The sequence below is a fragment of the Prosthecobacter sp. genome (genome assembly GCF_044222345.1).
Lineage (GTDB): Bacteria > Verrucomicrobiota > Verrucomicrobiia > Verrucomicrobiales > Verrucomicrobiaceae > Prosthecobacter.
The window spans coordinates 148,942-162,652 of the sequence record NZ_JBGANL010000004.1 but is presented as its reverse complement, the minus strand read 5'-3'; the positions used below and the strand labels follow the sequence as shown (position 1 = coordinate 162,652).

The following is a 13,711-nucleotide window of genomic DNA, read 5'->3' as shown; positions in this document are numbered from 1 at the left end:
GAATCAAGCTGGTGAAAAACGAAGTGGAGTCCAGACATGGGCTAGCTGTTTTTCACAAAGGGAATGCCGGGGGATGTGTTGAACTCACGACCTCTGAGCCAAAGGAAGATCACGGGCGTGACGATGAGGATGTGGATGAGGCTGGAGATCATGCCGCCGATGACGGGGGTGGCGAGGGGTTGCATGACTTCGGCTCCTTGGCGGTGGCTCCACATGATGGGGAGCAGGCTGGCGACGATGGTGGCGACGGTCATGACTTTGGGGCGCAGGCGCAGGCGGGCACCGTCTTTGACGGCTTGCACGAGGTCGGGGTAGGCGAAGGCGGCTCCGAGCTGGGCCATGCGGGCTTTCACGGTTTCTTCAAGATACACGACCATGACGACGCCGGTCTGAACGGCGGTGCCAAAGAGGGCGATGTAGCCGACCCAAACGGCACCGTTGAAGTTGTAACCGAGGAGCTTTTGCAGCAGCACACCACCGCTGAGGGCAAAGGGCACGGCGAGCATGACGTGCGCGGCTTCCAGGGCGCTGTGATAGACGATGTAGAGCAGCACGAAGATGATGAGCAGCACGATGGGGAAGACGATCTGCATGGTCTGCACGAAGCGGCGCTGATTTTCATACTCGCCGGTCATTTTGTAGGTCATGCCTTCCCAGTCGATGGTCTTGAGCTTTTGCTCGACCTCCTGCACGAAGCCGCCGAGGTCGCGGTCTTGCACGTTGGCCTGCACATAGGAGCGGAGGCGTCCGTTCTCGCTGGCGATCTCGTTTGCGCCGACTTCGCGGGTGATCTTGGCAACCATGCCGAGCGGGATGTAGGTGACGGGCGCGTTGCCCGCGCTGGATGCCATGCCTGCGGCGGGCGCGGCTGCGGCTCCGCCCGTCATGCCACCGCCACCGCCCATCGGAGCGGCACCGGATGCGCTCATGCCCTGACGTGCGGCGACGAGGATGCTGCTGAGCTTTTCGATGTCGTCACGCTCGCCGCGCTGCACGCGGATCTGAATGGGGAAGCGCTGACGGCCTTCGATGGTGGTGCTGACGTTCTTGCCGCCGATGGCGATCTCCACGGCGTCGAGCACGTCTTTGGCGCTGAGGCCATAGCGGGCCATGGCCTGGCGATCCACTTGGATGTTGAGGTAGGGCTTCCCCTGCACTCGTGAAGGCGAGACTCCGGCAGCTCCTTCGATGCTGTTGATGAGCTTCTCGATCTCGAAGGCTTTGCGCTGAATCTTGTCGAGGCTGTCGCCATAAATTTTCACGCCGACCTGAGCGCGGATGCCAGTGTAGAGCATGAGGATGCGGTTCTCGATGGGTTGGAGAAAGGCGGGCACATAGCCGGGCACTTGCTTCATTTTCTCAGTCAGCTCGGCTTTCAGTTTTTCCACGGTCATGCCTTCGCGCCATGCGGGATTGCGTTTCACGCTCCAGCGGCCATCGGGGATGTATTCGGGTTTGAGCATGATGGTCGTCTCCAGCATCTCGGTGGGCGCGGGATCGGTGGCGGTTTCAAAGCGGCCTAGCTTGCCTGCGACGGACTCGACCTCGGGCGTGGCGGCGATGACCTTGTCCTGCCAGGACATGACGCGCTGGATTTCCTTGAGGCCGGTCTTCGGCATCATCACGGGCATGTAGAGCAGGCTGCCTTCATTGAGCGGCGGCATGAACTCTTTGCCAAAGCCGGTGACGGCATCGGCGAGGCGCGGATAGCCAGCATCGCGGAGCTGCTTCACGGTGGCGCGTGGCAAACCAAAAGCGGTGAGCAAGGCCACGCCGAGGATCATCATCGCCATGCCGATGACGGTTTTGCGATGAGTCAGCGCCCAGTTCAGCGTCGGTTCATAGAGGCGTAGCAGGAACTTCATCACGACATTGCTTTCCTCGGAATGAAACGGGCCGCGCACGAGCAGCGAGCAGAGCACGGGCACCAGCGTGACGGCGAGCAGCGTGGAGCCGATCATGGCAAAGGTCTTGGTGAAGGCGAGCGGGTGGAACAGTTTTCCTTCCTGTCCGCTGAGCGCAAACACGGGCACGAAGGCGAGAATGATGATCGCCATGGCGAAGAAGATGGGCCGCCCGACCTGCGTGCAGGCGGTGAGCGTGACATCCCATGTTTCTTGGGCGCTGAGTCGCCCGCCTTTTTTGTGCTCGGCTTCCTCACAGTGTCGTATCACATTCTCGGTGACGACAATGGCAGCATCGACCAGCACGCCGATGGCGATGGCGATGCCGGTGAGGGACATGATGTTGCTGGTGATGCCAAACTCCTTCATCAACAGGAAGGAGATCAAGATCGAGATCGGCAACGGCAGCGTGACGATGAGGATGCTGCGGAAGTGCCAGAGGAAGATGATGTGCGCGAGCGTGACGAGGATGAACTCCTCCAGCAGCGCGTGCTTGAGCGTGCCGATGGTGTTGTCGATGAGTTCGCTGCGATCATAGAAGGGCCGGATGGTGACGCCCGGCGGCAAGCTGGGGGCGATTTGCGCGATCTTTTCTTTGATGCGCTCGATGACGGCTTTGGCGTTTTCACCCGTGCGCATGACGACGGTGCCGCCGACGGCCTCATGGCCGTTCAAGTCGAGCGCACCACGCCGGAAGTCGCCGCCGATCTGCACGGTGGCGATGTCCTTCAAGTAAATCGGCGTGCCTTCCATGGCCTTCACCGTGACGAGTTCGAGGTCTTCGACACTGGTGACGAGGCCGATGCCGCGCAGCACAAACTCGGCTCCATTTTCCTCCACCACCTTGCCGCCGACATTGAGATTCGCGCTCTGCACCGCTGTCATCACGTCCATGAGCGTGACATTGACCGCACGCATCTTGGTGGAGTTCAGCTCCACCTGATACTGCTTCACAAAGCCGCCGATGCTCGCCACCTCGGCCACGCCTTGCACACTGGCGAGCTGGTAGCGCACATACCAGTCTTGCAACGAGCGCAACGCGGCGAGGTCGTAGCCGCCATCCTGCGCTTTGGCAGGATCGACATGGAAGTAGTATTGATACACCCAGCCGAGGCCGGAGGCATCGGGGCCGAGCTGCGGCTTCACGCCTTCGGGCATGGAGGCTTGCAGGTAGTTCAGCCGCTCCAGCACTCGCGCCCGTGCAAAGTAGGTGTCCACCTTGTCCTCGAAGATGATGGTGATGAGCGAGAAGCCGAACATGGAGGTCGCTCGCACTTCCTTCACGCCAGCCAGACCTTGCAGCCCGGTGGAAAGCGGGAACGTCACTTGGTCTTCCACCTCCTGCGGACTGCGGCCCATCCACTCGCCATAAACGAGCACCTGATTCTCCGTGAGATCAGGGATGGCATCGACAGGCGTGAGGTAAATGGCCCGCACGCCGAGCGCGATGAGCAGCAGCGCGGCACAGGCGACGAGAAACCTGTTTTTCAGGCTCCAATGAATGATGGCCTCGATCATGATGGGTGAGTCTTGAGGTTAGTGAGGCAGGACGAGCGCGAGCGCCGCCATTGCGAGCATCAGGCCATCTTCGATGATAGTGACGGTGGACATGGGCAGGCGAAAGACCGTGCCGAGGCAGGCGCAGCGGATGGCCCGCTTGGAGAGCACGGCACGCAGCACACCTGCGAGGCTCACGGCCATGACGACCAGCGTGATGCTGTTCACGGCCATGGGGGCCACATTGGCGAGGTAGGCCAGTCCGAGACCCAGCTCGATGAAGGGATACACGAAACCATAAACAGGCACGGCTCTGGCGACGAGATCATAGCCGCGATACGCATCCGCGAAGCCGCGAGGATCGAGCAGCTTGAAGAAGGAAAAGGCGATGAAGAAGCCGCCCATAAAAAGCCGCATGGCGAGCGCTGTGCTCCAGCTTCCGGTCGCCACCATCGCTGCTGAGATGACAGCAAGCAGGTAGATCAACAACAAGATCAGAGGCCGGTAAGTGGTGGTATCTGCGGCAGGTAGTGATGGCTCTATCACCGTTGATTTGACGCGGTAATGCCCGAGCGGTTGCAGCCAGCCGTTCAACTCGTCGTCAGAGAGCATCTGCTGCGTTTCGACTGTTGCCTCCGGTGGCTGCAAGGTCACGGAAGCTGATGAGATGTGTGGATGCTCGGCGAGCCGCTTCTCGATTTTGGAGACGCAGTTGCCACAGGTCATGCCGGTGATGGGAAAGGTTTGTTTCATGATGAGATGGATGTGGTGAATGGGTTGATGTGTCGTGTGCGGGATCAGCGTTTGATCTCCTTCACGCACTCCAGCATGTCAGCGCCGAAGTAGGGATTGTGTCCGGGGCGTGTGCCGAGCTGCACCCAGCGGCCTTTGGCGGGGACGTTGGGGATGATTTGATCCACCATGAAGCACTCCCACACTTTGAACTCGGGTGCTCCCTTCGCACTGCGCAATGGCTCGATCAGCGCGGTGGCTGCGGTGGAAAAGGTGTGGAAGGCGATGCGTGCCTTCATGATGTCCGTGAAGCCGTGGAAGTGCCGCGCTTTGTCGAGCGCATCGAGCTTGGGCTTCAGGGCTGCGTTCGGCTTCAAAGCATCGAGCAACGCACCCGTCTGCATCATCGCGGGTTCGCTGGCTTTGTTGAAGGCGGCGAGATTGTCGGCGGAGAGAGCGGCGGCCATGGCATCGGCCACCTTGATGAAGCTGCTGATGGCCTGCTGCTGGGGTGCGGTGAGATCGGCCATCGGCATGGCGGCTGGCATTGGCTCCGCTGGCGTGGCGAAGGAGCGGTTCATTTCCGCTTGGCCGTCGATGAGCAGATTGCCATTCGTCACGATCTTGTCGCCCGCCTTGATGCCGGAGAGCACCTCCAGCAGCGCATCTCCACGCCGCCCGATTTTCACCACGGTGCGTGCATACGCTCCGCCGCCCTGATCCACATAGACCACGGCCTCCGGGCCGGTCTGCATGACGGTGGACTTCGGCACGGTGAGCACTTCCGGCAGCTCCACCTTCACCATGCCATCGGCATAGAGGCGGTGCAGCAGCTCGCGGCGGCCGTTCACGAGCGGATTGGGCAGTTCCACGCGAACTTTGGTGGAGCGTGTGGCTTCGTCGAAGTTTGGATCAATGAAGGTCACTTTGCCTTCAAAGGTCTTTCCCGGCATTGAGGGCGTGGTGACGAGCACGGTCTGGCCCATCTCGATCCAGGGCATGTCCTGCTCATAGGCTCTAAACATGAACCACATGGTCGAAAAGTCCGCGATCTCCATCAACCGCTCTCCAGCCGTGACATACTGGCCTTCATAGACGCTCTGGGAAACCACGGTGCCGCCGATGGGTGAGAGAATCTGCGAGGTGAGGGCATCCGAGGGTTTTTGATCGAGAGCCTCGATCTGCTTCGGAGTCAGTCCCATCTGGCGCAGGCGCAGGCCGGTGTTCTTTTTCAGTTCTCCGGTGAGTTGCCGGTATTCCCGCTCCGTCTGCAACAACGTTGGGCTGTAGAGCTCCGCCAGCGGCTCGCCCTCGGCCACTTCCTTGCCGATGAAGTTCACATGCAGCTTGTCAATGCGCCCGTCGATATAAGCGGAGAGCACGCGATGCCGGGTGGCGTTGTCATCCATCATGCCTGCCACTTGCAGGGACTTCGTGAGCGGCTGCATTTTGGCCTCCACGGTCTGCACCTGCATGACCTGGATTTGATTTTGCGTAAGCGGCACCACGTCGCCGCCCGCAGCATCGAAGCCTTTGTCGCCCTCATAAACGGGCGTCAGCTCCATGCCGCAAATGGTGCAACGGCCCGGCTTGTCGCTCTTGATCCAGGGGTGCATGGCGCTCTGATAAAAGAGCACCTTGCGCTCGCCCGATGCAGGCGCGCCGGACATGGACATGCCGCCGAATTTGTCTCGCAAAAACCAGCCTCCGGCGAGTGCGGCGATGATGAGGATGAGTGTGATGAAGTTTTTCATGAGCTTAACGGGTTGAAGGTGTGACGAGGCTGCCGGTGAGTGCGGAGAGGGCTTGGGTGGCGACGTTTTGAGCGGCGAGCGCCCGCTTTTGCTCCTGCCGCGCTTGCAGAAGCGCACGGCGGGCTTCGAGGACTTCGAGCAGTGTGGCCTTGGAGGAAACCCAGGCATTTTGCAGCGTCTCGACGGTCTTCTCCGTCTTTGGCAGCACCTCGCTGGCATAGGCGGCGGCGAGGCGGCGGTTGTTCTCCGCCTCGGTCATGAAAAGCGTGAGCTGCGTGTGCAACATGCGCTGCTCGGCGGCTAGATCACCCTGCGCGGCGGCACGTTGGCTCTCCGCGCGCGCGATGTCGGCTTTGTAGGCGGAGCGGTTGAACCACGGCAGGTTCATCCCGACGGTGAGCATGGTCATCACATCGCGGCTATTGCCCGCTGAGTAGGCGTTCACTTGCAGGCCGACGGAGAAGGCGGGTTTACGTTTCTCGCGTGCGGCATCCGCCTCGGCCTGCGCACCCGCCACTTGATGGCGCAACGCGGCGAGCTTGGGATTGTCCCGCTCCAGCCGTGCCTTCAAGGCAATGGCGCTGGAAAGCTCCTGCGCTTTCACCGGGAGTGAGAGCGGCTGCCATACGCTGCCAGTGGCACGCCCCATGAGCAGATTCAGTGTGGTGGCATACTGCGTGCGCTGGCGCTTTGCGGCTTCGAGTGTCTGCGTTTGCACCGCGAGTTCACTCTCCAGCCGCAGCGTCTCCGTGGCGGTGGCATCCGGGCTTTTGGCGCGTTCCTCGGCTGTTTTGACGATGGTTTGCAGCCAGCCGACATTTTCCGATTGAAGACGCACCACTTCATCCGCCAGCGCCAGCTCCAGCACCGATTGCGCAACGGAAAGGGCGATCTCATTCGCCGTCTGCCGCCGCGTCGCCTGCTGCACCTGCTGTTCGGCGATGGCACGGCGTTTCTCCGCCTGATAGAGCTTGGGGCGCGGCAGCATTTGATCAATACCCACCGAGATGTCGCCGTTCCCCTGGCGGTTCATTTGACTGGCAAAAAGAGTGCCAAGGCCGAGCTGCGGGTCTTCCCACAATCGAATGGAGCTAATGGCCGAAGTGGCTGCCTGCGTCCGCGCCTGCGCCGCCTCCACGGATGGATGCGTGGTGACGGCCTCTTTGACCAGACGTGCGATGAATGCGGGAGTGGCGCTGTCTTCGGCCTGGGCCGTGAATACTGCTGCCAGGGACAGCGCCAGGGCAGAGAGTGATCGTGATGTCTTCATAGTGTCCTCATGTGAAAAGCTGCGTTTCGGGTGCGTGCCTCGCGGGATGCGGGCACAGTTCGCCTGTGGAAACGGGGGCCTCGTCAGATGAGGAGGGCGCAATGCAGCGCCAGTGCGGGCGGGCAATGCGGCAGGAAGGCATCGGGTGCCAGAAGTCGGATTGGCTTCTGCAAAACGAGCGGTGCGAGCGTCTGCGTGAAGCCATTCACGAGCGCCGGGATGAACTTGAGCGCCTGAGCCTGCGGCACCGGCGTCAAAGGAGCAGGCTTTGCCGGTGCCTTGCTCGGAGCCATGCCGCATTCACAGAAGCCGCCAGAGCAGCAGGGCAATGTGCAGCGCACCGTTTCCCGCTGCTCCGCCCCACAAGGCGGCCCTGCCGGAGCAGCACCCACCACCTGCACCATCAGGAAGATGGCGGCGGTGAGGATTCTGAGCCAGACGTGTCTCATTGGGTCAAAGGTGGCGGGTCGCGTGCCGTGTAACGCGGAGCGGGCTTATTTCTTCTCCGCCGCTTTCACCTTGGCGACGAACTTGGCGGCATCTTTGTGGAAGTCCTTCGTGCAGGATTTGCAGCAGAGATACACTCCGGTGCCTTCGTGGGTGACTTTGACGGCCTTGCCCATGGTGCCGAGGTCTTCATTGGAGACGACGCACTTTTTGAGTGGGTAACTGGCGGGCACGCCTGCATCGGAGGCGGAGAGGATTCCTGCGCCGAGGAGCAGGCTGGAGAGGAGTGCGAGGGTGAGTTTCATGATGGATGTTTGGTGTTTGTGTTCGTCCAAAGGAGCGGACGGAGAGTGCAACTCCGACGGAAGGCCCAACCCTCAAAATTCTTTCCACCAAGCATCGGCTGAAAATGAAAAGCCGCCTGCGAGGTAAGTCACAGGCGGCCAGGAGAGCTTTCCAGCTTGTTTAATGCTGAGTGCAGTGACGCAGAGCGCCGCCGCAAGATTTGCACACATGCTTGGTGAGGCTGCCGGTCTTCATCATGGCGATGACTTGGTTTTCGCAGTCGGGGCAGGACATGCGGCTGGCATCACGCAGGGTGACGATGCCTTTGTTGCCCGGCCCGTAGCCAGAGGACGGTGCTTTGAAGTGGATGGTGCCGCACTTGTCGCAGCTCACGGCTGCTGTGGGTGTGGCAGATGGTGCCGCGCAAGAAGCGAGCAGCAGGGTGGCGAATGCCGCGAGGGCAAGGAGGCTGGATTTGATGAGTTTGGTCTTCATGGATGTGATGTGGTTGCAAAGAACCGGTGCCATGATTAGCAGAGATTGTGCCAAAAAAAACGACATTTAGGCGGGTCGCCATCGAAACTGCCTTGGAATCAGCGAATAGCGGTTGAGCCAATGGCCGCAGCCAGGTTTCAAGGTGATCTACGGCGCAGCCATTTGACGCCCTCCAGAACCAGCAAAGGGATGACGGAAATGCTGAGCAGCATGAGACACTCGGAGAAGGGCATGAGGGAGGTCTTCAGGAATCCGGCCAGCAGGGCGTTGTGATGGCTCCAGACCTGGATGCTGAAGGAAATCGAGACAACGAGGAGGAGGTTGAGATTGGAGAGATGATTCATGCGCCAGAGTGGGCGCGTCTCGCTGCGGGCACCGAAGGCCCGCAGCAGCTCGGCAAAGACCAGCGCGGCGAAGGCGTGGGTGCGGGCCATTTCCAGGCTCTCATGCTTCAAGGCATAGAGATAGACGGCCAGCGACACACCGGCAGTGAGCAGGCCGGTGAGAAACATCGTGCCGAGGAAGCCGCCGTCGGTGATGCGCTCGTTGCGTGAACGCGGCGGCTGTTTCATGACATCGGCGTCGATGGGATCGGTGGCGAGGCAGAGCGCGGGCAGGCCGTCGGTGACGAGATTGATCCACAGCAGATGCAGGGCGAGCAAGGGCATGGGCAGGCCAATGACGATGGCGGCGGTCATGAGCAGCAGCTCGCCGCAGTTGCCAGCGAGCAGGTATTGGAGCGTCTTGCGGATGTTGTCGTAAATGCCACGGCCTTCCTCCACGGCGGCGACGATGCTGGCGAAGTTGTCGTCGGTGACGATCATGTCGGAGGCCTGTTTGGTGACCTCCGTGCCGCTGCGGCCCATGGCGATGCCAATGTCGGCCCCTTTGATGGCGGGCGCGTCGTTCACGCCATCGCCCGTCATGGCCACGACCGCTCCGCTGGCTTTCCAGGCACGAACGATGCGCAGTTTGTGCGCGGCGGTGACGCGGGCATAAACGGCCACCTGGGTGACGCGTTGATGCAGTTCGTCATCGCTGAGCTGGTCAAGTTCCGCGCCGGACAAGGCCACGGCGTCGGCGGTGGTGATGCCAAGCTCACGGGCGATGGCGGCCGCCGTGTGCGGGTGATCACCCGTGATCATCACCACACGGATGCCGGCGCTGTGGCATTTGGCGATGGCCTCCTTCGCTTCGGTGCGCGGCGGGTCATACATGCCGGTGAGGCCGACAAACACGAGATCGCGCTCCACCTCCTCCGCCTTGAGCTGTTCTGGCAAGACGGCATCGAGATCGCGCTGCGCGGAACCGAGCACGCGTAGCGCCTGGGCGGCCAGCGCGGTGTTTTGGTCGGCGATTTCGGCGCGATCAGCATCCGTGAGCGGACGAATGCCCTCGGCAGTGAGGATGTGCGTGCAATGCTGCAACAGCAGATCGGGCGCGCCATTGATGAAGGCACGGTGACGGCCATCGGGCAGCCGACGGATGACACTTTGACGTTTGCGGTCGGAATCGAAGGGGATCTCGTGCCGCTTCGGCATCTCGTGCTCGATCTGCTCCTCGGTGATACCGGCCTTGTGTCCGGCGGAAAGCATCGCGCCCTCGGTGGGATCGCCGAGGACCTTCCATTGGCCGCTTTCGAGCGCGAGATGCGCGTTGTTGCAGCCGATGAGGTTGTTCGCGAGTTCGCGCAGGAGCTTCGCCTGGCGTTCATCGGCGGCTTTGCCCGCAACGCGCACCTCGCCATCAGGTCCGTAGCCTTCACCGGTGATCTCGAAGGTTTGTCCGGCGACGTAAAGCACGCGCACGGTCATCTCGCCGACGGTGAGCGTGCCGGTTTTGTCGGTGCAGATCACATTCGTCGAACCCAGCGTCTCGACGGCAGGCAGCTTGCGCACCAGCGCACGACGGCGGGACATGCGCATGACACCCAGCGCGAGCGCGATGGTGACGACGGTCGGCAGACCTTCCGGAACCGCCGCCACGGCGAGACTGACCGCCGTCATGAACAGTTCGAGGAAGGGCATGCCACGCAGCAGGCCGAGCACAAACAGCAGCGCGACGATGCCGAGCGAGGCCCAGACCAGGATGCGGCCAAACGAGGTGAGCTTTTGCTGAAGCGGCGTGTCTTCGTCCGCTCCGGCTTCTGCAAGCAGGCCTGCGATGCCGCCAATCTCGGTCTGCATCGCGGTGGCGACGACCAGCGCCCGCCCGCTGCCTGCGGCCACGCTGGTGCCCATGAAGATCATGTTCTTGCGGTCGCCGAGAGGCACCTCCGCCTGATCGAGCGTGACGGCTTGTTTTTCGACCGCTTCGGATTCACCCGTGAGCGCCGACTCCACGCATTTGAAGGATGCCGCAGACAGCAGGCGCGCATCGGCGGCGACAAGATCTCCCGCTTCGAGTTCCAGAACATCCCCCGTCACGATCTCCGCCGCAGGCACGGCTTTGATCGCCCCATCGCGCCACACCTTCGCCTGCGGCGCGGCCATCTTCTTGAGCGCGGCGATGGATTTCTCCGCGCTGTGCTCCTGATAAAAGCCAATGACCGCGTTCAGCACCACGATGGCGAGAATGGCGATGGCATCGACCATCTCACCGAGCACGCCGGAAATAATACCGGCGACGATGAGAATCCACACGATGAGGCTCTTGAACTGCCCAAGGAAAATCTGCCACGCGCTGATGCGCTTGCCTTCCTTCAGTTCGTTCGGGCCGTTGGAGAGCAACCGCTGAGCCGCCTCAGTAGAAGATAAACCAGTGATGGATGACTGAAGTTGCTGAAGCACCTGCTCTGACGTTTTCGTGTGCCAGGCCTGAGGGGGCGCTGTGGACACGGAAGGGGCGGCGCGGCGGGGAGTGGGCGAGGGTTCGCTTGATTTCATACTCTCCAAATTTCACAGCTTTTCCGCCCGCTCGGTGGCGATGATCGCCAGAGTGGTTTTCAGCACGGTATCGGGGTTGAGGGAGATGCTGTCGATGCCCTGTTCGACGAGGAATTGCGCGAACTCGGGGTAGTCGCTTGGGGCCTGCCCGCAGATGCCAATCTTGCGGCCCTTGGCGCGGCAGGCAGCGATGACTTGGGCGATCATCTTCTTCACTGCGGCGTTCCGTTCGTTGAAAAGGGGCGCGACGATCTCGCTGTCGCGGTCCACGCCGAGGATGAGTTGCGTGAGGTCGTTCGAGCCGATACTGAAGCCGTCGAAGATGTCGGCGAACTCGTCCGCGAGGATCACGTTGCTCGGGATTTCGCACATGACGTAAATTTCCAGCCCATCCTGCCCGCGCTTGAGGCCGTGCTTTTCCATCTCGGCCTGCACTTTGATGCCTTCGTCGATGGTGCGGCAGAAGGGGATCATCAGTTTGAGGTTTGTGAGTCCCATTTCGTCTCGCACCTTTTTCACGGCGCGGCACTCCAGCGCGAAGCCAGCCTGATAGCGCGGGTGGTAGTAGCGGCTCGCGCCGCGAAAGCCGATCATGGGGTTCTCCTCGGCAGGCTCGTAGGCTTTGCCACCGATGAGGTTCGCGTATTCGTTCGTCTTGAAGTCGCTCAGGCGCAGGATGACGGCCTTCGGGTAGAACGCGGCGGCGATCATCGCGACGCCTTGCGCGAGCTTATCGACGAAGAACTGCGGCTTGTCGGTGTAGCCTGCGGTCAGGCGCTCGATCTCCGCCTTCGCCTGCGAGTCGGCGAGTTTGTCGAAGTCGATCAACGCGAGCGGGTGAATCTTGATGTAGGTGCTGATGATGAACTCCATCCGCGCGAGGCCGACACCCTCGTTGGGGATGAACGACAGCGAGAAGGCTTCCTCGGGATTGGCGAGGTTCATCATCACTTTCGTGCGCGGCTTGCCGAGGGACTTCAAATCGGTGCGCTCAACCTCGAATGGCAGCGCGCCTTCATAGACAAAGCCGGTGTCGCCCTCCGCACAACTAACCGTGACCATCTGGCCGTCCTTGAGCGCCTCGGTGCCGTGCTCCGTTCCAACGATTGCTGGCACACCGAGTTCGCGGCTCACGATGGCGGCGTGGCAGGTGCGCCCGCCGCGATTGGTGATGATGCCCGCCGCTTTCTTCATGATGGGCTGCCAGTCGGGATCGGTCTTGTCGGTCACGAGCACTTCGCCTTGCTGAAACTGGCCGATGAACTCGGCGCTCTTAATGACACGCACGCGCCCCGTGGCGATCTTTGCGCCGACGCTCCGCCCGCTGGCGAGCACGGTGCTACGCTTGCTCAAAACGTAGGATTCCAGCACGTCGAGATCTTTGCGCGACTGCACCGTCTCAGGACGAGCCTGCACAATGAACAACTCGCCCGTGATCCCGTCCTTGGCCCACTCCAAGTCCATCGGCGCGTGTTGTCCGCGCTTGGCGGAGTAATGGTCTTCGACGATGCAAGCCCAACGCGCGAGTTCCAGCACCTCGTCGTCGCTGAGCGCGAGCCTCGCGCGATCACCCGGCGCAACGGGGACATTTTTCACCATCTTCCCGCCGCCCGAGTCATAGATGAGTTTGAATTCCTTGCTGCCCACCGTTTTTTGCAACACCGGTCGGTGACCCGTCTTCAGCGTGGGCTTGAAGACGGTGTATTCATCCGGCGTGACTGAGCCTTGCACGACGTTTTCCCCCAGACCGTAAGCAGAGCTGACCATTACGGCGTCGCGGAAGCCGCTTTCGGTATCGATGGTGAACATGACGCCGGAGCAGGCGAGGTCGGAGCGCACCATGCGCTGCACGCCGATGCTGAGCGCGACCTTGAAATGGTCGAAGCCCTTGTCCACACGATAGCTGATGGCGCGGTCGGTGAAGAGCGAGGCGAAGCAACGCTTGCAAGTCTCCAGCAACGCCGCCGTCCCGTGGACGTTCAGATAAGTCTCTTGCTGTCCGGCAAAGCTCGCATCGGGCAGGTCTTCGGCAGTGGCCGAGGAGCGCACCGCGACATCCAGCGGCACCGTGCTGCCGCCCTGCAACTTGCGATAGGCTTCGCCGATGAGACTCTGCAAGTCGGTCGGCAGCGTGGCACCGAGAATGGCCTGCCTCACCGCATGGCCGCGCTCGCCTAAATTTGCCATGTCCCGCGTGTCGAGGTCCGCGAGTGTTGCCCGGATGCAGTCGTCGATCCCGGCTTCGCGAATGAAATGGCGGAACGCTTCGGCCGTGATGGCGAAGCCATCGGGCACCTTCACGCCCTTGCCTGCGAGTTCACGGACCATTTCGCCGAGCGAAGCATTCTTGCCGCCGACCAACGGGACATCTTCAATCGTGATGTCTGCGAACCATTTGATGAAGGGGGATGTGTTTGATGAGTTCATGGTTCATTAAAAGTA

Annotated in this window: 9 protein-coding genes; all 9 read right to left on the bottom strand. The window is 61.4% G+C overall.

All coding sequences use genetic code 11. The features are described from left to right. Positions 1–41 precede the first annotated feature (41 nt). Positions 42–3,422 (bottom strand): efflux RND transporter permease subunit, encoded by a 3,381-nt coding sequence (locus ACILSL_RS04375; RefSeq protein WP_395730779.1) that lies wholly within the window; start codon positions 3,420–3,422, stop codon positions 42–44. Positions 3,423–3,440: 18 nt separating this feature from the next. After that, complete coding sequence (locus tag ACILSL_RS04370) at positions 3,441–4,154, bottom strand: heavy-metal-associated domain-containing protein (protein ID WP_395730778.1); 714 nt, start codon at positions 4,152–4,154, stop codon at positions 3,441–3,443. Between the two features lie 44 nt (positions 4,155–4,198). Then, positions 4,199–5,887: an efflux RND transporter periplasmic adaptor subunit gene (locus ACILSL_RS04365; protein WP_395730777.1), complete on the bottom strand. Its 1,689-nt coding sequence runs from the start codon at positions 5,885–5,887 to the stop codon at positions 4,199–4,201. 4 nt (positions 5,888–5,891) lie between these two features. Further along, positions 5,892–7,157, bottom strand: a complete 1,266-nt coding sequence (locus ACILSL_RS04360; protein ID WP_395730776.1) for a TolC family protein — start codon at positions 7,155–7,157, stop codon at positions 5,892–5,894. A gap of 83 nt (positions 7,158–7,240) precedes the next feature. Further along, the gene (locus ACILSL_RS04355; protein ID WP_395730775.1) at positions 7,241–7,606 is read right to left on the bottom strand and encodes a hypothetical protein; all 366 of its coding nucleotides are present in this window, start codon (positions 7,604–7,606) and stop codon (positions 7,241–7,243) included. Positions 7,607–7,651: 45 nt separating this feature from the next. Then, a complete protein-coding gene (locus ACILSL_RS04350; RefSeq protein WP_395730774.1) occupies positions 7,652–7,909 on the bottom strand; it encodes a hypothetical protein in 258 nt (85 codons plus the stop codon). Between the two features lie 160 nt (positions 7,910–8,069). Continuing rightward, on the bottom strand, positions 8,070–8,384 hold the full coding sequence (locus tag ACILSL_RS04345; protein ID WP_395730773.1) for a hypothetical protein: 315 nt from the start codon (positions 8,382–8,384) through the stop codon (positions 8,070–8,072). A 137-nt stretch (positions 8,385–8,521) separates the two neighbouring features. Further along, positions 8,522–11,269 carry a cation-translocating P-type ATPase gene (locus ACILSL_RS04340; RefSeq protein ID WP_407073020.1) on the bottom strand — a complete coding sequence of 916 codons (2,748 nt, stop codon included), beginning with the start codon at positions 11,267–11,269 and terminating at the stop codon, positions 8,522–8,524. 12 nt (positions 11,270–11,281) lie between these two features. Beyond that, on the bottom strand, positions 11,282–13,696 hold the full coding sequence (gene ppsA, locus ACILSL_RS04335) for a phosphoenolpyruvate synthase (protein ID WP_395730772.1): 2,415 nt from the start codon (positions 13,694–13,696) through the stop codon (positions 11,282–11,284). Positions 13,697–13,711: the final 15 nt, after the last annotated feature.

Bases quoted from the DNA above. Each gene is read 5' to 3' on its own strand.
- ACILSL_RS04375 (WP_395730779.1), bottom strand. From the start codon at position 3,422: ATGATCGAGGCCATCATTCATTGGAGCCTGAAAAACAGGTTTCTCGTC.
- ACILSL_RS04370 (WP_395730778.1), bottom strand. From the start codon at position 4,154: ATGAAACAAACCTTTCCCATCACCGGCATGACCTGTGGCAACTGCGTC.
- ACILSL_RS04365 (WP_395730777.1), bottom strand. From the start codon at position 5,887: ATGAAAAACTTCATCACACTCATCCTCATCATCGCCGCACTCGCCGGA.
- ACILSL_RS04360 (WP_395730776.1), bottom strand. From the start codon at position 7,157: ATGAAGACATCACGATCACTCTCTGCCCTGGCGCTGTCCCTGGCAGCA.
- ACILSL_RS04355 (WP_395730775.1), bottom strand. From the start codon at position 7,606: ATGAGACACGTCTGGCTCAGAATCCTCACCGCCGCCATCTTCCTGATG.
- ACILSL_RS04350 (WP_395730774.1), bottom strand. From the start codon at position 7,909: ATGAAACTCACCCTCGCACTCCTCTCCAGCCTGCTCCTCGGCGCAGGA.
- ACILSL_RS04345 (WP_395730773.1), bottom strand. From the start codon at position 8,384: ATGAAGACCAAACTCATCAAATCCAGCCTCCTTGCCCTCGCGGCATTC.
- ACILSL_RS04340 (WP_407073020.1), bottom strand. From the start codon at position 11,269: ATGAAATCAAGCGAACCCTCGCCCACTCCCCGCCGCGCCGCCCCTTCC.
- ppsA (WP_395730772.1), bottom strand. From the start codon at position 13,696: ATGAACTCATCAAACACATCCCCCTTCATCAAATGGTTCGCAGACATC.